The 18,163-nt window shown below is 72.4% G+C and carries 21 protein-coding genes; 12 read left to right on the top strand and 9 right to left on the bottom strand.

Annotated elements, in window-relative coordinates:
* Positions 1–6: 6 nt before the first annotated feature.
* The 4 genes from msrB to ABFX81_RS01650 all read right to left on the bottom strand — a co-directional run bounded on the left by msrB (position 7) and on the right by ABFX81_RS01650 (position 3,443).
* Positions 7–414, bottom strand: coding sequence for a peptide-methionine (R)-S-oxide reductase MsrB (gene msrB / locus ABFX81_RS01665; RefSeq protein WP_086850719.1), 408 nt, complete (start codon positions 412–414; stop codon positions 7–9).
* A 14-nt stretch (positions 415–428) separates the two neighbouring features.
* The gene (gene murC / locus ABFX81_RS01660; RefSeq protein WP_086850721.1) at positions 429–1,820 is read right to left on the bottom strand and encodes a UDP-N-acetylmuramate--L-alanine ligase; all 1,392 of its coding nucleotides are present in this window, start codon (positions 1,818–1,820) and stop codon (positions 429–431) included.
* An 81-nt stretch (positions 1,821–1,901) separates the two neighbouring features.
* On the bottom strand, positions 1,902–2,375 hold the full coding sequence (locus ABFX81_RS01655) for an indole-3-glycerol phosphate synthase (RefSeq protein WP_346137519.1): 474 nt from the start codon (positions 2,373–2,375) through the stop codon (positions 1,902–1,904).
* 252 nt (positions 2,376–2,627) lie between these two features.
* A complete protein-coding gene (locus ABFX81_RS01650) occupies positions 2,628–3,443 on the bottom strand; it encodes a pyrimidine reductase family protein (RefSeq protein ID WP_346137518.1) in 816 nt (271 codons plus the stop codon).
* A gap of 37 nt (positions 3,444–3,480) precedes the next feature.
* Between ABFX81_RS01650 and zapE the strand changes: the two genes are divergently transcribed.
* The 7 genes from zapE to ABFX81_RS01615 all read left to right on the top strand — a co-directional run bounded on the left by zapE (position 3,481) and on the right by ABFX81_RS01615 (position 10,986).
* Complete coding sequence (zapE, locus tag ABFX81_RS01645; RefSeq protein WP_346137517.1) at positions 3,481–4,584, top strand: cell division protein ZapE; 1,104 nt, start codon at positions 3,481–3,483, stop codon at positions 4,582–4,584.
* A 198-nt stretch (positions 4,585–4,782) separates the two neighbouring features.
* Positions 4,783–5,208, top strand: a complete 426-nt coding sequence (locus ABFX81_RS01640) for a hypothetical protein (protein WP_086849581.1) — start codon at positions 4,783–4,785, stop codon at positions 5,206–5,208.
* 82 nt (positions 5,209–5,290) lie between these two features.
* Positions 5,291–5,872, top strand: coding sequence for a carbonic anhydrase (locus ABFX81_RS01635; RefSeq protein ID WP_086849579.1), 582 nt, complete (start codon positions 5,291–5,293; stop codon positions 5,870–5,872).
* Positions 5,873–5,880: 8 nt separating this feature from the next.
* Positions 5,881–7,371, top strand: coding sequence for a SulP family inorganic anion transporter (locus ABFX81_RS01630; RefSeq protein WP_346137516.1), 1,491 nt, complete (start codon positions 5,881–5,883; stop codon positions 7,369–7,371).
* A 211-nt stretch (positions 7,372–7,582) separates the two neighbouring features.
* Positions 7,583–8,482: an SPFH domain-containing protein gene (locus ABFX81_RS01625; protein WP_086853503.1), complete on the top strand. Its 900-nt coding sequence runs from the start codon at positions 7,583–7,585 to the stop codon at positions 8,480–8,482.
* 90 nt (positions 8,483–8,572) lie between these two features.
* Entirely contained in the window at positions 8,573–9,955 is a 1,383-nt protein-coding gene (locus ABFX81_RS01620) for an alkaline phosphatase PhoX (RefSeq protein WP_086853501.1), read from the top strand.
* 197 nt (positions 9,956–10,152) lie between these two features.
* A complete protein-coding gene (locus ABFX81_RS01615) occupies positions 10,153–10,986 on the top strand; it encodes a PPK2 family polyphosphate kinase (RefSeq protein WP_086853505.1) in 834 nt (277 codons plus the stop codon).
* Positions 10,987–11,033: 47 nt separating this feature from the next.
* Here ABFX81_RS01615 and ABFX81_RS01610 read toward each other — a convergent pair whose 3' ends face one another.
* Entirely contained in the window at positions 11,034–11,519 is a 486-nt protein-coding gene (locus tag ABFX81_RS01610) for an SRPBCC domain-containing protein (RefSeq protein WP_086853498.1), read from the bottom strand.
* Positions 11,516–11,917: a metalloregulator ArsR/SmtB family transcription factor gene (locus ABFX81_RS01605; RefSeq protein WP_086853496.1), complete on the bottom strand. Its 402-nt coding sequence runs from the start codon at positions 11,915–11,917 to the stop codon at positions 11,516–11,518. The genes ABFX81_RS01610 and ABFX81_RS01605 overlap by 4 nt, the downstream gene beginning before the upstream one ends.
* 86 nt (positions 11,918–12,003) lie before the next feature.
* Here ABFX81_RS01605 and ABFX81_RS01600 point away from each other — a divergent pair, with 86 nt between their 5' ends.
* From ABFX81_RS01600 to ABFX81_RS01590, 3 genes are all read left to right on the top strand, one after another.
* Positions 12,004–13,524 (top strand): FAD-dependent oxidoreductase, encoded by a 1,521-nt coding sequence (locus ABFX81_RS01600; RefSeq protein ID WP_086853494.1) that lies wholly within the window; start codon positions 12,004–12,006, stop codon positions 13,522–13,524.
* Positions 13,525–13,586: 62 nt separating this feature from the next.
* Complete coding sequence (locus ABFX81_RS01595) at positions 13,587–14,438, top strand: polysaccharide deacetylase family protein (protein ID WP_346137515.1); 852 nt, start codon at positions 13,587–13,589, stop codon at positions 14,436–14,438.
* A gap of 18 nt (positions 14,439–14,456) precedes the next feature.
* Positions 14,457–14,636, top strand: coding sequence for a hypothetical protein (locus tag ABFX81_RS01590; RefSeq protein WP_086603996.1), 180 nt, complete (start codon positions 14,457–14,459; stop codon positions 14,634–14,636).
* On the opposite strand, the gene ABFX81_RS01585 is transcribed toward ABFX81_RS01590, so the two are convergent.
* Both ABFX81_RS01585 and ABFX81_RS01580 read right to left on the bottom strand, forming a co-directional pair.
* Complete coding sequence (locus ABFX81_RS01585) at positions 14,628–15,299, bottom strand: ABC transporter (protein WP_086855653.1); 672 nt, start codon at positions 15,297–15,299, stop codon at positions 14,628–14,630. The genes ABFX81_RS01590 and ABFX81_RS01585 overlap by 9 nt on opposite strands.
* Positions 15,296–16,162, bottom strand: a complete 867-nt coding sequence (locus tag ABFX81_RS01580) for an ATP-binding cassette domain-containing protein (RefSeq protein ID WP_086855652.1) — start codon at positions 16,160–16,162, stop codon at positions 15,296–15,298. Before ABFX81_RS01580 ends, ABFX81_RS01585 begins: the two co-directional genes overlap by 4 nt.
* A gap of 42 nt (positions 16,163–16,204) precedes the next feature.
* On the opposite strand from ABFX81_RS01580, the gene ABFX81_RS01575 reads away from it, so the two are divergent.
* The gene (locus ABFX81_RS01575) at positions 16,205–16,966 is read left to right on the top strand and encodes an aminoacyl-tRNA hydrolase (RefSeq protein WP_346137514.1); all 762 of its coding nucleotides are present in this window, start codon (positions 16,205–16,207) and stop codon (positions 16,964–16,966) included.
* A 68-nt stretch (positions 16,967–17,034) separates the two neighbouring features.
* Positions 17,035–17,493 carry a DUF7144 family membrane protein gene (locus tag ABFX81_RS01570; RefSeq protein ID WP_346137513.1) on the top strand — a complete coding sequence of 153 codons (459 nt, stop codon included), beginning with the start codon at positions 17,035–17,037 and terminating at the stop codon, positions 17,491–17,493.
* A gap of 32 nt (positions 17,494–17,525) precedes the next feature.
* On the opposite strand, the gene ABFX81_RS01565 is transcribed toward ABFX81_RS01570, so the two are convergent.
* Entirely contained in the window at positions 17,526–18,065 is a 540-nt protein-coding gene (locus ABFX81_RS01565) for a potassium channel family protein (RefSeq protein ID WP_346137512.1), read from the bottom strand.
* Positions 18,066–18,163: the final 98 nt, after the last annotated feature.

Below are 18,163 nucleotides of genomic sequence, written 5' to 3'. Positions count from 1 at the left end.
CCGGCCTCAGCCCCCGACCGGCGTCAGCCGCAGCGCGATGCTGTTGATGCAGTACCGCTGGTCGGTCGGGGTCGGATACCCCTCACCCTCGAACACATGTCCGAGGTGGGAGCCGCAGCGGGCGCAGCGCACCTCCGTGCGGACCATGCCGTGGGTACGGTCCTCGATCAGTTCCACCGCGTCGGTGTCCTTCGGGTCGAAGAAGGACGGCCAGCCGCAGTGGGACTCGAACTTCGTGTCCGAGGTGAACAGCTCCGCTCCGCAGGCGCGGCAGGAGTAGACGCCCCGCGTCTTGGTGTCGGTGTACTCACCGGTGAAGGCGGGCTCCGTGGCCGCCTGGCGCAGGACCGCGTACTCGCCCGGGGTCAGCTCCGCGCGCCACTGCTCGTCCGGCTTCTCGACGTCGTACGGCATGAGCCTCCAGCCCCTCAGTTCGACAGACGGTCCAGGATGTGCGGGCCGAGGTCGGTGACGTCGCCCGCTCCCATGGTGAGAACGAGATCCCCCGGCTTCGCCATTCCCGCGACCGCGGAAGGGACGTCCGCCTTGTCGTGCACCGGCGTCACGTCGGCGCCCGCCGCCCGGGCCGCCTCGATGATCAGCTCGCTGGTCACGCCGGGGATCGGGTCCTCACGGGCCGGGTAGATGTCCAGCACGACCGAGGCGTCCGCCAGGGCCAGGGACTGGCCCATCTCCTTGCCCAGCTCCTGCGTCCGCGAGAACAGGTGCGGCTGGAAGACGACCAGGATCCGGGCGTCGCCCGCCGCCGCGCGCATGGCCTCCAGGTCGGCGGTCATCTCGGTGGGGTGGTGCGCGTAGGAGTCGATGACCTGCACTCCCGCGGCCTCGCCCTTGAGCTGGAGCCGCCGCTTCACGCCCGTGTAGGCCGCCAGCGCCGCGGCCAGCTCGTCGGCGGGGACGCCGAGCGCCACGCCGGCCGCGAGCGCGGCCACCGCGTTGTGCGCGTAGTGGCGGCCGGGCACGGAGACCGTGAAGGTCAGCTCCTCGCCCTCCAGCACCACCGTGACCTCGCTCTTCAGCCCCTGCGGCACGACCGACAGGATGCGCACGCCGGCGTCCTCCGACTCGCCGTACGTCACCACCCGCACACCGCGTCCCGCGACCCGGCGCGTCAGCTCCCGCGCGCCCTCGTGGTCGGCGGTGATCACCAGCGTGCCGCCCTCGGTGACGCGGTCCACGAACGTCTCGAACGACTCGTAGATCTCGTCCATCGACGCGTAGTTGGCGTGGTGGTCGAGCTCGACGTTGAGGACGATCGCGACCTCGGGCGCGTACTTGTGGAAGCTGCGGTCCGACTCGTCCGCCTCGGCGACGAAGATCTCGCCCTCGCCGTGCAGCGCGTTGGAGCCGGGCGCGTCCAGGTCCCCGCCGATCGCGTACGACGGCTTCAGGCCCAGCTCGCTCAGCGACACGGCCAGCATGGAGGTCGTGGTCGTCTTGCCGTGCGTACCGGCGACGGCGATCGGGCGCAGGCCCTCCATCAGGGCGGCGAGGGCGTCGGAGCGGTGCACGACCGGGATGCCGAGCTCTGCCGCGCGGGCCAGCTCGGGGTTGTCCTGCCGGATCGCCGAGGACACGACCACACAGCTCGCGTCGTCGGCCAGGTGCCGGGCCGCGTGCCCGATGTGCACCGTCACACCCAGCGCCCGCAGTGCCTCGGCCGTCGCCGACTCCTTGGCGTCACTGCCCGCCACGACGGCCCCGCGCTGCGCGAGGATCTTCGCGATCCCCGACATCCCGGCCCCGCCGATGCCGATGAAGTGCGGTCGGTCCATGGCGGTGGGAAGGCCGGGTGCCATGCGTGTCTCCCTGTGCGTGTGCGGAACGTTCAGCGGCACAGCCTATGCCGAAGCGTTCACCGATGCCGCCACCGCGGGCGGCTACGCCTTGCTGTGCGAGAACAGCTTCAGCACCGGCACGCCGACCTTGTGCCGTGCCCTCGACGCCCAGTCCCGGTGGAAGAACTCCTCCACGTAATGGGGGTCGGTCAGCACGATGACCTCATCGGCCCCGACCTGCTCCACCAGGGACTTCAGCGCGTCCAGCGGGTGATCCTCGATCAACCGTCCTCCGGCCTCGCTCCCGGACGCCCGCAACGCCGCGAGCGAGACCTCCAGCGCCCGCTGCCCGACGCTCAGCGCCTCCTCGCCCTCCGGCGTCTCCCCCTCGCGTACGGCCTCGTCGAGCTCGCCGAGCGCGACGTCGTCGATGGCCCGCAGCAGCCGGTCCGCCTGCTCGCCGCGCGGCTGGAGCAGCACCTGGAAGGAGACCTGCTCCTCGCCGTGCAACGTCGTGACGAACTCCACGTCGGCGGATGTCAGGGCCTTCTCGATCATCAAAACGCTTGTGAACACCAGGCGCCCCTTCTGCTCCCGGGGGCCTGCGGCCCCACTCCTCCGTGGGCCGTGCCGGGCCCTGCGGAAACCATCCTGCCCCGTGTTCGCACGGGTACTGCCGGATCCAGTGTGCCCTCCGGAAAGCAAACGGAATGGCACATTTCACCGATTACCGGACCGGCGGTGACCACCGTACCGATTCCGGGCCTACCGACCGGTTCGGCATCCCGGCCGCCGAGACCTGTACCCCGTGCCGCGCGGTTCAGTACGTCAGGACCGGCCGTACCGCGTGAACAGGAAGCCGTCCTCCTCCAGCATCGACACCAGCCTGAAGCGCTGCGGCACCGCGACGGCGGGCCCCCCGGCGATGCGCTGCGCGTCGCCCGCGGTCAGCATCGGGGAGACGGTCAGGCACAGCTCGTCGAGCACGCCGGCCGCCACCAGCTGCCCGAGCAGCCGCGGGCCGCCCTCGGTCAGCAGTCTGGTGTACCCGAGGCCGGCGAGGGCCTGGACGGCGCGGGCGGGGTCCACGCCGATGCCGTCCCCGGCGGTGACCACCCGGGCGCCCGCCTTCCCGGCGGCGGCGACGCGGTCCGGGGCGGCCGAGGCTCCCGTGAGGATGAGGGTGGGCACCAGGGGCGAGGTGAACAGCGGCAGCGAGAAGTCCAGGTCCAGGCTGGCGGAGACCACCGCGATCGCGGGTGCGGGGCTCTGTCCGGCCGCCTCCCTCATCCCGGCGAACTCGGCACGCGCGCGTGCCGGCCGGTACCCCTCCTGGCGCACCGTCTGCGCGCCGACGACCACGACGTCCGCCAGCGCCCGCAGCGTGCCGAAGATCCGCATGTCGGTCGCGCTGGAGATGGGCTGCGAACGGCCGTCGTGCTGGGCGGCCCCGTCCAGCGTGGACACCATGTTGGCGCGCAGCCACGGCAGCGGCCCGCCGGGCCCCACCTCGGGATAGGCGTACGCGGCGGCGAGCTCGGCCAGGCTCCACTCCCCCCCGGCCCCCTCACGCACGTCCTCCCCGGGCATCCCACCCGAGTCCGGAGCTGCTGTTTCATCGGTCACAGGGAACAGACGTCGCATGCCGTGCAGTGTTCCACGCCCCGTAGCATGGTGAACCGTGTCCTCCTCCCCTGCCCCCTCCGGAACCGGCCCCGTGACCGACCCGGCCCCGCTGTCCCTGTGCGCCCGTGAGCCGCGCGTTCCCGCGGACCGGCTGGTCGCCGAGATGGTGCCGCCGCCGCGGTTCGACTCGGTGCGCTTCAGCACGTACATACCGGACCCCGGCCAGCCCAGCCAGACGGAGGCCGTCCGGGTCCTGGAGGGCTTCGCGGCGGGTCTCGGCCAAGGCGCGGGCGACTCCGGCAAGCGGCGGCTCTTCGGATTCGGCAGGGCACCCAGGAAGGCGGTCCCGGCCGGCCCGCGCGGCGTCTACCTCGACGGCGGTTACGGCGTCGGCAAGACCCACCTGCTGGCGTCCCTGTGGCACGCCACCCCGGCCGAACCCGACCGCAAGGCGTTCGGCACGTTCGTGGAGCTGACCAACCTGGTCGGCGCCCTCGGGTTCCAGCAGACCGTCCAGACACTGTCCGGCCACCGGCTGCTGTGCATCGACGAGTTCGAGCTCGACGACCCCGGCGACACCGTCCTGGTCTCCACCCTGCTCGGCAAGCTCGTCGACGCGGGCGTCGCGCTCGCCGCCACCTCCAACACGCTGCCCGGAAAGCTCGGTGAGGGCCGGTTCGCCGCGGCCGACTTCATGCGCGAGATCCAGGGCCTGTCGGCCCACTTCCGCGCCCTGCGCATCGACGGCGAGGACTACCGCCACCGCGGCCTGCCCGAGGCGCCGCCGCCGTACTCCGACGAAGCGGTGACCAAGGCGGCGCACGCCACCGAGGGCGCCTCCCTCGACGCGTTCTCACCCCTCCTGGACCACCTGGCCCGTGTCCACCCCAGTCGGTACGGCGCGCTGACCGACGGAATCAGGGCCGTCTGCCTCACCGGCGTGCGGCCGGTTCCCGACCAGTCGACGGCACTCCGGCTCGTCGTCCTCGCGGACCGGCTCTACGACCGTGAAGTGCCCGTGCTGGCCTCGGGTCTGCCCTTCGACCAGCTCTTCAGCGACGAGATGCTGAACGGCGGCTACCGCAAGAAGTACTTCCGGGCCATCTCCCGGCTCACCGCCCTGGCCCGCGACGCGGCCAAGTTGACGAACGCGCGGTAACCACAACCCCAATATCGTGCCAACTGCCGTAGGGCAAGACTTGGTTCAAGCCAAGCCACCTACGGTTTTCAGGCTCTCTTCAGCTTGAAACGTTAAGTTAACCCTGCAAATGACTTTGCGGGGTTAACGTGTTTCTTGACCAGCCATTGACTAAGTGTTGGTCAGCGCTAGATGTGCGAATCACCTGAAGGGGGGCGCATGTACCGAGGTACGACGGTACGGACCGTGGTTTCGATCCTCGCCGCCGTCCTGCTCGCCCTCCAGTTCTTCGCACCGACGGCATCCTTCGCATCCGCGCACACCCCCCGTGAAGCCGAGGCCAAGGCTCAGCCCGGAACTGAACCCTCCGGCAAGTCTTCGCGCCCCGTGACCAAGCACTCCGGGAAGGCTCTGCGCGACGAGATCGCGACCTGCCGCGCCGGACACCACGGGGGCCCGACCGGCCCCCTGCGGACCCGCGACCGGTTCCACAGCACCGACCCCGCGCCCTCGACCGAGCGGCCGCTGCTGAGGCACATCCCGCCGACAGCACCGGAACCGGTCACCCCCGGCGTCGCACACGAACGCACGTCGAGATCCTCGACATCGCACACTCCGGCAGCACTTCAGGTCTTCCGCTGCTGAGGAACAGAGCAGTTCCGTCCCCCACCTCTGTCATGCCCGTCCGACGCGCCCCCACTGCGCGCCAGGAGGAGTCACCACACTCATGCAACCCCTCATCGACAACGCCCGCATGTTCGGACAGCGCCCTGAGGAGTTCGCCCGCCTCGCCGAGGGTCAGTCCCCCGACGTCCTGTTCATCACCTGCTCCGACTCCAGGGTCGTACCGGCCCTGATCACGGGCGCCCGGCCCGGCGAGCTCTTCGAGCTGCGCACCGCCGGCAACATCGTCCCCCCGCACGCCTTGGAACACCCCACGTCCGAGGCGGCCACCATCGAGTACGCCGTGGAAGTCCTCGGCGTCAAGGACATCGTGGTCTGCGGCCACTCGCACTGCGGTGCCGTGGGCGCGGTGGTACGGGGCGACGACCTCGCCGCCGTACCGGCGGTGCGCGACTGGCTCGCGCACGCCGCCGAAGAGCCCAAGTGCGAGGACCCGGCGGACCCGACGGTCGCCGAAGCCGTGCAGAACCACGTCCTCACCCAGGTGCTGCGACTGCGGTCGTACCCGTACATCGAGCGCCGGCTGGCGGAGGGCCGACTCGGCCTGCACGCCTGGTTCTACGAAGTGCACACCGGAACCGTGTGGCAACACCACGCGGAGACCGACACCTTCGAGACCCTGTGAGGGACGCCATGACCAAGTTCCCTTACTTGAGGCAGGACTTCCTCGCCTCCATCGTCGTCTTCCTCGTCGCCGTGCCGCTCTGCGTCGGCGTGGCCGTCGCCTCCGGCGTCCCGGCCGAACTCGGCCTGATCACCGGCATCGTGGGCGGCCTCGTCACCGGTCTCATGCGCGGCAGCAGCCTCCAGGTGTCCGGGCCCGCCGCCGGCATGACCGTGCTGGTCTTCGAGGCCGTCAGCGAGTTCGGCGTGGCCGCACTCGGCGTGATCGTGCTGATGGCCGGTCTGCTCCAGCTCGCCATGGGCTTCCTCGGCATCGGCCGCTGGTTCAGGGCCATATCCGTCTCCGTCGTCGAGGGCATGCTCTGCGGCATCGGCCTGGTGATCATCGCCGGGCAGATCTACGCGGCGGCGGGCCTGAAGGCCCCGGAGACCGGCATAGGCAAGATCGCGGGGCTGCCGGGGGCGTTCACCGACGCCCTGGGCAGCACCGAGGCTCTGATCTCGCTCGCGATCGGCGCGGGCACCATCGCCGTCATCGTGCTGTGGAAGAAGCTGCCGAAGGCCGTGCAGTCCGTGCCGGGCGCCCTCGCGGCGGTGGTCCTGGCCACGGTCGCCGCGCTCGCCTTCAGCCTGCCGGTCGCCACCGTCGAGGTGGAGGGCCTGCTCGGCGTCATCCAGCCGCCCGGGACCGAGGCCCTCAGCCAGCTGGCCGGTCCGGCCATCTGGGGCACGATCATCGCGTTCGCGCTGATCGCCTCCGCGGAGAGCCTGTTCAGCGCGGCGGCCGTGGACCGGCTGCACGACGGTCCGCGCACCCAGTACAACAAGGAGATGATCGCCCAGGGCGCGGGCAACACCGTGTGCGGTCTGCTCGGCGCGCTGCCCATGACCGCGGTGATCGTCCGCAGCTCGGCCAACGTCAACGCGGGTGCGAAGACCAAGGCGTCCCGTGTGCTGCACGGCGTGTGGCTGCTGCTGTTCGCCGCCGCGATGCCGTGGGCCCTGGCCCTGATCCCGCTGCCCGCCCTCGCCGGCATCCTGGTGCACGCGGGCTGGAAGCTGATCCCGTTCCGCCAGGTCGTGGCGCTGTGGCGGGCCCACAAGGGCGAGGCGCTGATCCTCGTGGTCACGGCCGTGTCGATCGTCGCGGTGAACATGTTCGAGGGCGTCCTGATCGGTCTGGCCCTGTCGGTCGTCAAGACCGCCTGGGAGGCCTCGCACGTCAAGCTGGAGGTCATAGACAAGGGCGCCGGTCCGATCCAGGCGTACCTGTCGGGCAACGCGACCTTCCTGCGGCTGCCGAAGATCCTCGACAGCCTCGAGGCGCTGCCGCAGGACCGTCCGGTCGAGCTCGACCTGTCCGGGCTGCACCACCTCGACCACGCCTGCCGCACGGCCCTGGAGAGCTGGGCCGAGCGCCACAGCGCGACGGGCACCGAGCCGGTGAAGGTCACGGAGCCGGAGCTGTCACCGGAGGCCGAGAAGGTCACGGTCGCGTAGCGACGTAGCCGGAACGCCGACACCCCCTGGTCCGGGGCGCGCCTGAGAGGCGCGCCCCGGACCTTCGCGTTGTACGGCCCCCCGGCCCCCTGGTCCCTCGGCCCCGGTCCCCCTGCCCCAGGCCCCGGCCCCGAGGCATGGCCCCGACCCCGAGTCCGGGCATATCGTTGCAGGAACAGACGAAACGGGACCTCTGGACGGGGAGGTCGGCATGGTCGAAGAGCTGATCGGGGCGGTGGCGGCGGCCGGGACCGCGGGGCTGGTGTATCTGGCCACGGCGGCGCGGGTCGTCAAGCAGTACGAGCGCGGGGTCGTGTTCCGGCTCGGACGGCTGCACGGGGAGGTGCGGCGGCCCGGGTTCAACCTCATCGTTCCCGCGGTGGACCGAATGCGTAAGGTCAACCTGCAGATCGTGACCATGCCGGTGCCCGCGCAGGAGGGCATCACCCGCGACAACGTGACCGTGCGGGTCGACGCGGTCGTGTACTTCAAGGTCGTGGATCCGGCGGCCGCGGTCGTCAACGTCGAGGACTACCGCTTCGCCGTCTCGCAGATGGCACAGACCTCCCTGCGCTCGATCATCGGCAAGAGCGAACTGGACGACCTCCTGTCCAACCGGGAGAAGCTCAACCAGGGCCTGGAGCTGATGATCGACAGCCCGGCCGTGGAGTGGGGCGTGACCATCGACCGCGTGGAGATCAAGGACGTGTCCCTGCCGGACACGATGAAGCGCTCCATGGCCCGCCAGGCCGAGGCCGACCGCGAGCGGCGGGCCCGGCTGATCAACGCCGACGCGGAGTACCAGGCCTCCAAGAAGCTGTCCCAGGCGGCCCAGCAGATGGCCGACACTCCCTCGGCCCTCCAGCTCCGCCTGCTCCAGACCGTGATGGCCGTGGCGGCGGAGAAGAACTCCACGCTGGTGCTGCCCATCCCCGTGGAGCTCCTGCGGTTCTTGGAAAGGGGCCACCAGGAGGGGGCTCAGCAGGCTCCGGCGCCGACGGAACGCTCCGTCGACACCGCGGAACACCCCGTCGCCGTCGACACGACAGAACACCCTGTCGACACGACGCAACAGGCCATCGACGAGCTGCGGCGCGCGGTCGAGAAGTGACCCGCGCTACGCGCGTGGTTCCCGCGACCCGCACCAGGTGATAGACACAGCGGGATCACAGTTCCTGTCCGCCAGCAGGAAGGTTTCTTCATGACCAAAACCGGTCGGTCCTCCACACGCCGTCAGATGCTCGCTGGGACGGGCGCCCTGGGCGTCGGGATCGCGTTCTCCGGCGCCCTGTCCGAACTCTTCGCCGGCACCGCCGCTGCCCGGACCCTCGGCCACGACGGTTACGGCCCGCTCGTCTCCGACCCGGAGGGCCTGCTCGACCTGCCGGAAGGTTTCAGCTACCGGGTCCTCTCCCGCGAGGGAGACCCGCTCCGCTCCGGCGAGGGCGAGGTCCCCTCCAATCACGACGGCATGTCGGCCTTCGCGGGCAGAGGCGGCCGGGTCCATCTGGTCCGCAACCACGAGAACCGCGCCGACGGCAAGGTCCCGGTCCCGGTGATCGAGGGCCTCACCTACGACCCGGCCGGCAAGGGCGGCTGCACGGCCCTGACGCTGGACTCCCGCAACAGGGTCCTGTCGGAACGCGTCGCCATCGCCGGCACGGCCGTGAACTGCGCGGGCGGTCCCACCCCGTGGGGCACCTGGCTGACCTGCGAGGAGACCGAGGACAGGGCGGGCACCGCCGGGTACGCCAAGGACCACGGCTTCATCTTCGAGGTCGACCCGGTCGACCCGCGCCGCACGGGAGCCGTACCGCTGACCGCGATGGGCCGCTTCCAGCACGAGGCGATCGCCGTCGACCCCCATCGGGGCGTGGTGTACGAGACCGAGGACGCCTTCCAGAAGCCCTTCGGCCTCTTCTACCGTTTCCTGCCGGACAGGCCGCTGGGCGGTCGGGGTTCGCTGCGCGCGGGCGGCCGGCTCCAGGCCATGCGCGTGCCCGGCGTGCCGGACCTGTCCTCGATCCAGGACATCGGCGCGGAGTTCGACCGCGTCGAGTGGGTGGACGTACCGGACCCGCAGGCCGCGCAGACGCCGATCCGGCTCCAGGACTTCGGCCCCAAGGGCATCACGCACGCGCAGAAGCTGGAGGGCTGCTACTGGGGCGGCCGGTCGGTGTACTTCGTGTCGTCGTTCGCCCGCAGTGCGGAGGGCTCGGCGGCCGACCACTTCGGGCAGGTGTGGCGCTACGACCCGGACCGGCGCAGGCTGACCCTGGTGATCGTCTTCGGCCCGGACACCGACATCCAGAAGCCGGGAGAGTCGCCGGACAACATCTGCCTGGCGCCCAGCGGCGGTCTGATGGTCTGCGAGGACGGCGAAGGCGCCCAGCACGTCTACGGCGTGACGCGGCGCGGCGAGGTGTACGCGATGGCCCGCAACCGGCAGAACATCGGCACCCCGGAGGAACCCGAGTGGGGTGAGTTCGCCGGGGTGACCTTCTCGCCCGACGGCGACACGATGTACGTCAACTGCTACCGGCCCGGCACCACGTTCGCGGTGACGGGCCCCTGGCGCCGGTAGGCGCGGCGCTGTTCCCGTCGGGCGCCGGGTGCGGAACCCGGCGCCCCGGCGCACGATGAGGCTCGGGGAACGGAAGGAGCCCGGTGGCGGCGAAGGACAAACCGAAGAGGGACGGACCGAAGAGGGACGGACCGGAGAAGGACAAGGCGGCGAAGGACTCGGCGGCGAAGGACGAGAAGGCCGAGCGCGGGACCTCGCTGCGGGAGCGGCTGCGCCTCCCCGGCGGCGAGCCGGTCGACCTGTCCCGGCACGACGCCGCCGCCACTCCCGGCGGTCCGGACGGCAAGGCGGCGGGCAAGGCCGCCACGGCCCGGATCGGCGAGCGGCTCGCCGGCCTTCAGGAACGGCTGTGGGCGGCGAGCACCGCGGGCGACCGGCGCCGCGTCCTGCTGGTCCTCCAGGGCATGGACACCAGCGGCAAGGGCGGCACGGTCAAGCACGTCATCGGTCAGCTGAACCCGGCCGGCTGCCGGATCACGGCGTTCAAGGCACCCACCGCCGAGGAGCGCGCGCACCCTTTCCTGTGGCGCGTGGAGAAGGCGCTCCCGCTCCCCGGTGAACTGGGCATCTTCGACCGCTCGCACTACGAGGACGTCCTGGTCGCCCGCGTCCGGGACCTCGCGCCACGCGCCGTGATCGACGGCCGCTACGAGCGGATCAACGATTTCGAGCGGTCCCTCGCCGACGACGGCGTGATCCTGATCAAGTGCTTCCTGCACATCTCCTACGAGGAGCAGCGCCGCCGCCTGCTCAGACGTCTCGACAGGCCGGAGAAGCGCTGGAAGTTCGCCCCGTCCGACATCGACGACCGTGCCCTGTGGCCCGCGTACCAGGAGGCCTACGGGGTGGCCCTGGAGCGCTGCGGCACCTCGTACGCGCCCTGGTACCTGGTCCCGGCAGACCGCAAGTGGTACCGCAACTGGGCGGTCAGCGCGCTGCTCCACGAGCATCTGCGGGAGCTGGATCCGCGGTATCCGGAGGCGGATTTCGACGTGGCGGAGTGCCGGAAGCGGCTGCTGCGGAAGTCCTGACCGGGGCGGCCGGGCCTGATGTGGACGGTCCGTCCTGATCCGGGCGGTCAGGCGGCCAGCAGGGCGTCGATCTGGCCGACGGCCTCCTTCAGGCCCTCCTCCATGCCCATGGTGATCAGCTGCTCCATCTGTTCACGGGAGTCGAACAGGGAGCGCATCTCCATGCGGGTGCCGCCGCCGTGTTCGCTGAGCCGCACCGCCACGGACATGGTCGGCATGTCGTCCTTGGGCTTTCCGTCGTCGTCGGCGAAGCCGTCGGTGAACTCCAGGGAGGTCGGCTCGGCGACCGAGGTGATCCGCCACCAGCCGCGGTGCCGGTCGCCCTCCGGGCCGGTCATGAAGTACGTGACCTCGCCGCCGGGGGTCAGGTCGTGCTCCTCCACGGTCGCGGGGTAGGTCGGCGGGCCCCACCAGCGCTCCAGCTGCCGGGGGTCGGCCCACAGCCGCCACACCCGCTCCACGGGGGCGGTGAAGTCGGCGATCAGGGTGAGGGTGAGGTTGTCGAGGTCCTTGTCGACACTGGTGACGCTCATCTCTCGGGTCCTTCCGGGGTGTCGTTCTCTGCGGTACCGAGGCCCTCCGGCTCTTCGGCAGCACTCGGGTCCTCCGCGAGCAGCCGGGCCATCCGGTCCACGCGTCCGCGCCATGCCGACTCGAGCTCGTCGAGGGCCTGGCGGGCGCGGCCCACCGCGTCGGGGTCGGTGCGCACGAGCTGCTCCCGTCCGCTGCGCTGCTTGCTGACGAGACCGGCCCGTTCCAGCACCGCGACGTGCTTCTGCACCGCCGCGAAGCTCATCGGATAGGCCTCGGCCAGCCGCGAGACCGACAGCTTCCCGCGCACGCAACGGCGCAGTATGTCCCGGCGCGTGGTGTCGGCCAGGGCGTGGAACAGCCGGTCCACCGTCTCGTCGCTCAACTCATCTACAACCATTTGGTTGTACGTTAGCCCTGCCGGCCCCTTCTGTAAAGCGGCACACCGGATGCTGAAGCCGGGCAGTCGGGGGTACTCGGTGGCTCATGAGCGAGAAGCAGCAGGTCAGCAGCTCCTACTGGATGGAGACCGCACCGGACGGCCGCCATCCGGCCCTGACGGAGGACCTGGACGTCGACGTGGCGGTGATCGGCGCCGGGATCGCCGGGCTGAGCACGGCGTGGGAACTGACACGGGCCGGGCGGAGCGTGGCGGTGCTGGAGGCCGGGCGGGTCGCGGCCGGGGTCACCGGGCACACCACCGCCAAGGTCACCGCCCTGCACACACTCGTCTACGACAAGCTGCGCCGCACCCGCGGCCCCGAGGGCGCGCGGCTGTACGCCCGCTCCCAGTCGGAGGCGATCGAGCGCGCGGCCGGGATCGCCGGGGAACTGGGCATCGACTGCGACTGGGAGGCCAGGGACGCGTACACGTACGCGTGCGACCCGGGCCGGGTCGACGAACTGCGGGCCGAGGCGCGGGCGGCCGCCGAAGCCGGACTGCCCGCCGCGTTCGTGGAGGAGACCGGGCTGCCCTTCCCGGTGGCGGGCGCGGTCCGGGTCACCGGCCAGGCCCAGTTCCACCCCCGTAAGTACCTGCTGGCCCTCGCCGCCGACCTCGTCGAGCACGGTGGGCGGATCTTCGAGGACACCACCGTCCTCGGCCTGGACGAGGGCGAGCCGTGCCGGCTGTCGACCAGGGCCGGGGCGACGGTGCGGGCCCGGGACGTCGTCGTCGCGACGCACTACCCGATCTTCGACCGGGCCCTGCTGTTCACGCGGCTGACGCCGAAGCGCGAACTGGTCGTCGCCGGGACGATCCCCGCGGACCAGGACCCGGACGGCATGTTCATCACGCCGGACGAGAACACCCGCTCGGTGCGCACGGCACCGTACGACGGCGGCCGGCGTCTGCTCATCGTCACCGGTGAGCACTTCACGCCGGGCACGGGTGACCCGCGGGCCGCTTTCGAACGCCTCACCGCCTGGGCCGTCGAGCACTTCCCGGATCTGGACGTCACCAACCGGTGGGCCACCCAGGACAACAGCCCGACCGACACCGTGCCGATGGTCGGCCCGCTGCATCCGGGCGCCCGGCACGCCTACGTGGCCACCGGCTTCGGCGGCTGGGGCATGACCGGCGGCATCATGGCGGGCAGCCTCCTCGCCGCGCAGATCACCGGCGAGCAGCGCGAGTGGAGCGGGCTGTACGACCCGCGCCGGCTGAAGCCCGCCGTGCGGGAGGCGCCGTCGTTCCTCAAGACCCAGGCCAAGGTGGCCGGCCACTTCGTCGGGGACCGGCTGCGGCCCGCGCCGCCGGTGGAGTCCCTGCCGCCCGGCGAGGGCGCTGTCGTCCGCGCCGACGGGCACCACCGCCTCGCGGTCTACCGGGACGACGACGGCAACCTGCACTCCTTCTCCGCCCGCTGCACCCACCTGGGCTGCCTGGTCGCCTTCAACTCCGCCGAACGCGCCTGGGAGTGCCCCTGCCACGGCTCCCGCTTCGACACGGACGGCAAGGTGATCCAGGGCCCGGCGACCAAGCCGCTGGAGCAGCGGGACCTCTGACGGCCGGGTGACACCCGCGGCCGTCGCGCATAAGAGGACGATTCCGTTCATATCTTCATACGGTGATCTTCCTCCTCCGCCGCGCCGCCGCCGTGTCCGCCCTGATTGCGGTCCTCGCCGCCTGCGGGACCGGCCGGTCCCCGCGGGCGGCCCCGCCGCCGGTGGCCGCACCACCGTCGCGCCCTGCGACCCTCGCGCCCGGCCCCGCCGGCCTGACCCCGGTCTTCGAACACGGTCCCCGCACCCGCAGGGCCGTCGCGCTCACCTTCGACGCCGACATGACCGCCGGTCAGGGGGCACGGGCGGCGGCGGGTGAGCGGTTCGACCATCCGCGGCTGATCTCCACGCTGCGGGCGCTGAAGGTGCCCGCCACCGTGTTCATGACCGGGCGGTGGGCCGAGCAGTACCCGGACCAGGCCCGCTCCATCGGCCGGGACCCCCTCTTCGAGGTCGCCAACCACTCCTACAGCCACTACGCCTACACGCGGGACTGCTACGGCCTGCCGACCGTGACCGAGGGGCGGATGCGGTCGGATGTGGAGCGGGCGTACGCCGCCTTCCGGAAGGCCGGCGTGGCGGATCCGCTGCCGTACTTCCGTTTCCCCGGCGGCTGTTACGACCGGCGGGCGCTCAAAGCGCTGACGCCGGCCGGTGTGACCGCCGTGCAGTGGGACGTGGTCGGCGGCGACGCGTTCGAGTCGGACCCGGACGTGGTCGCCCGGCAGGTGCTGGACGGGGTGCGGCCGGGGTCGGTGGTCGTGCTGCACTGCACGCGCAGCGCCGCCCCGGCGACCGAACGGGCGGTGCGCGCGATCGTGCCCGAGCTGCGCCGCGGGGGCTACAGGTTCGTGAAGGTGTCCGAGCTGATCGCGGCGGCGGGCAGCGGTGCGCGGACCCGCCCGGAGCCACGCTGACCGGCCTACGCTGGACGTATGAGCGAGAACGACTACTGCCTGATCGACGCGACCAGGCCGCCCCGGGCGGACGGACCGCCGTACGCGGAGTGCGTGCTGTGCCGGGAGCCGACGGAGTACCCGGAGTCGTACAAGGGCATCACCCTCTGCCCGGTCTGCGAGTGGCAGGAGGCGCAGCGCACCGCCTGCTCAGGGTGATCTGCGGGCGGCGAGCGCGCCGGCCAGGGCCAACGCGGCGACCGTGAGGAGGGCTGCCGCGGCCAGGGGCAGCAGCGGCAGCGGGACGGTCCCCGACCGTGAGCCGGTCACCAGGCCCTGCACCGCCGCCTGCGCCGGGGAGCCGGTGGCCACCAGGGACAGCAGCGCCGCGAGCAGCAGGGCCAGGACGGCACGGCCACGCGACCGCAGCAGCGGCGGGCTGGTGAGCGCGCCGACGGCCGTGCCGAGCAGGGCGCAGGCCAGGGCGGCGAGCAGCCCGGCCCCGCAGGCGGCGGCGAGCGGCACCGGGGTGCGGTGGTCCGAGGCGACCGGAGCGCTCAGCAGCGTCACGCCGAGGGTCGCGGCCGTGCCGAGCGCCGCCGCGCCGGACAACGCCACCAGCAGGCAGGCCACATGGGCGCGTGCGGGCCCGACGGCCGCCGCCACGCAGCCGCGCGCGGCCTGCGGCTCGGCCGTGACACAGATCCGCGCCAGCCAGGCGGCGACGGGCAGCAGCGCGGCAGCGGAGTAGCCGAGCGAGTCGAGCACCGGCTGCCCGGCCTGCACGCTGACGGCGAGGAAGGCGGCGTAGAGCAGGAACGGCGGCAGCCAGCGCTGCGAGCGCAGCAGCAGGGCGGCGTGGTAGCGCAGGAGGGCGGTCATCGGCGGCTCCCCGGGGCGTCCGCCTGCCGCGCCACGCTCACCACATGCCAGGGCGGGCGGGCCGTGAGCAGGGCGCGGAGCAGGACGTCGGAGTGCGGGGCGGGGACGGTGAGGCGGTGGCTGCCCGGCGCGGTCTCCTCGGCGAAGGTGACGGTCCGCCGCACGTCGTCGGGAAGCCGTCCGTCCGGCGGGCCCTGGACCTCGACCGTGACCTGCGGTCCGGGCGGCAGCGGTCCCGGCCCGGCGCGCTCGACGAGGCTCCCGTCGCCCACGGTGTACGTCGCGTCCGGCAGGCCCGCGAGGCGGCGCGGGTCGTGGTCGACGAACACCACGGATCCGCCGGCCGCCGTGCGCTCGGCGACCGCCCGCTCCAGCTCGGCGCGGGCGTCGGTGTCCAGGCCGGTCCACGCCTCGTCCAGCACGAGCAGCTCCGGCTCCGCGAGCAGGGCCTGGGCGACGGCGACCTTCTGGCTGCTGCCCTTCGACAGCCGCGCCATGGGCGTGTCGGCGTAGGCGGCGGCGCCGAGGCGCTCCAGCCACTGGGCGGCGGCACGGGCGGCCGCCGCGCGGGTCAGGCCGTGCACGGTGCCGAGGTGGGTGAGGTAGCCGGCGGCGGTGAACGGCAGGGCCGGCGGGAACCGCTCGGGGACGTACGCGGTGCGCGGGCGGCCGGTGATCCGGCCCTCGCTGGGGGCGTCGATGCCGGCGAGCAGCCGCAGGAGGGTCGACTTGCCGGTGCCGTTGGCGCCCTCGACGCGGACGAGCCGGCCGGGTGCCACCGTCAGGTCGACACCACGTAACACCCAGGGGCCGCGCAGGCCGTAGCGGCGGCCCGCGTTCTCCAGGCACAGGTCGGGTCGCATGGGCCCATCCTCCACGATCTTCCGGCTGGCACACTGGGATTCGTGAGCGAAGACCCGACGCCCGTGAGTGACAGTCCCTTCCGTTCCGAGCCCTCGGACCGTGACACGGCACCGCAGTTCGTGCTGCCGCTGGTCGTGCGGATCGAGCGGGCGGACCCGCCGGCGCGTACGGACGCGCTGGAGACGGCCGCCCGGGCCGTGCTGACGATCCTCGGCGACGAGCGGTCGGCCGGCGACGGCGCGTGGGCCGAGGCGATGCGGGACTGGCAGGACGCGCGGATCCGCAAGGTGGTGCGGCGGGCGCGCGGCGCCGAGTGGCGGCGGGCCGAGGCCCTGCCCGGCATCACCGTCACCGGCAAGTCGGCACAGGTGCGGGTCTTCCCGCCGGTCCCGCTGGACGGCTGGCCAAAGGACCTGGCCCGGCTCCAGGTCTCCGGCACCGACCTGGACGACCCGGAACCGCCGGTGGAAGCGGACCTCACCGCCCCCGTGCTGTGGCTGAACCCCGACCTCGGCATGTCGGCCGGCAAGGCGATGGCGCAGGCCGGGCACGCCGCGCAACTGGCCTGGTGGGAGCTGCCCGACGAGGAACGGGCCGCCTGGCAGGACGCGGGCTTCCCGCTCTCCGTACGCACGGCCGACCCGGCCCGCTGGCCCGAACTGACGGGCAGCGGCCTGCCGTTGGTCCGCGACGCGGGGTTCACGGAGATCGCGCCCGGCTCGTGCACGGTGGTCGCGGACCACCCGGCGCTGCGCCGGGAACCGTACGCGCCGGGCGGTTCGGCGCCCACCCGTTCGGAGTAGCCGCAGGCGCGCCGGTCGCGGCCGGGTGCTCCAGTGGGGTTACCAGACAACCCGACCAGGAGGCAGCCATGACCAGCGCCGCGCCCCCTCCCCCCGCTCCGCCCGCCCCCGACCGGACGCCCGGCGGGTCCGGCTCCGGCGGCACCGGCGATCCCCTGGCGACCGGGGGCCTCGCTCTCGGCGGCACCCTGATGGTCGTCTACGGCCTGTTCGCGGTGCTCCAGGGCATCACGGCCATCGCCGACGACGAGGTGTACACGAGCTTCGGCGAGTACGTCTTCGAGTTCGACCTGACCGCGTGGGGCTGGATCCACCTGATCGTCGGTGTGCTCGTGGTGGCGGCCGGGTTCGGCCTGTTCACCGGGGCCGCCTGGGCCCGGGTCGTGGGCGCGGTCGTGGTCGGACTGGCGCTGATCGCGAACTTCATGTGGCTGCCGTACCAGCCGTTCTGGTCGATCATCATGATCCTGACCGGTCTGTTCGTGCTGTGGTCGCTGTTCAACTACCGCTCCACCCGCGCGGTGTAGGCGCCGCCCCTGCCGCCCCCGGCCGCCCCGGGTCAGGTGGGCGGCGGGCGCCGGTCGCGCGCGGCGACCACCGTGTGCAGCCGGCGCGTGAGCGCGGTGGCCGCCGCCGTGAGGAAGACGAACGTGTACAGGATCTGGGCGACGGCCACCAGGCGGGCCTCCTGCCCGCTCGGGGTGATGTCCCCGTAGCCGACGGTCGCGAGCGTGACGACGGTGAAGTACAGCGCGTCGACGCGGGTGTTCAGGCCGGTGAACTGGCCCGGCCGCTGGGCGAGGGCGTAGTACCCCGACGAGAAGACCAGCACGGCCAGGCACATCAGCAGCGGGATCATCACGCCCGGCCGGGTGTGCGGCTTCTCCAGCACGACGTCGCGCACCTGGCGCAGCAGCAGCGCGGCCAGCAGCCCCAGGCACAACGCGAACAACGGCCAGCCCAGCCAGGGGCGGTCGCCGCCGAGCCCCTCCAGCGGGAGCAGGAAATAGGCCGTGCCGACGGCGGCCACCAGTCCCCCGGCCCCGGCCCACACCCGCCGGGTCGGGGCCGGGGCCGACTGTTCGCTGCCCTCGCGCATACGTCCGGTCTACGGCGCATCACGACGTGGCGCGACCCCGGCGCCTCCGTCGGTGGAGCCGGGGAACCTTCGGTGATTCGCCGGTGGGCCGCCGGTGG

The organism is Streptomyces coeruleofuscus, assembly GCF_039532725.1.
Classification (GTDB): Bacteria; Actinomycetota; Actinomycetes; order Streptomycetales; family Streptomycetaceae; genus Streptomyces; species Streptomyces coeruleofuscus.
Note: the sequence above shows the minus strand (reverse complement) of the source record. Positions and strands in the feature narration are given on the sequence as shown.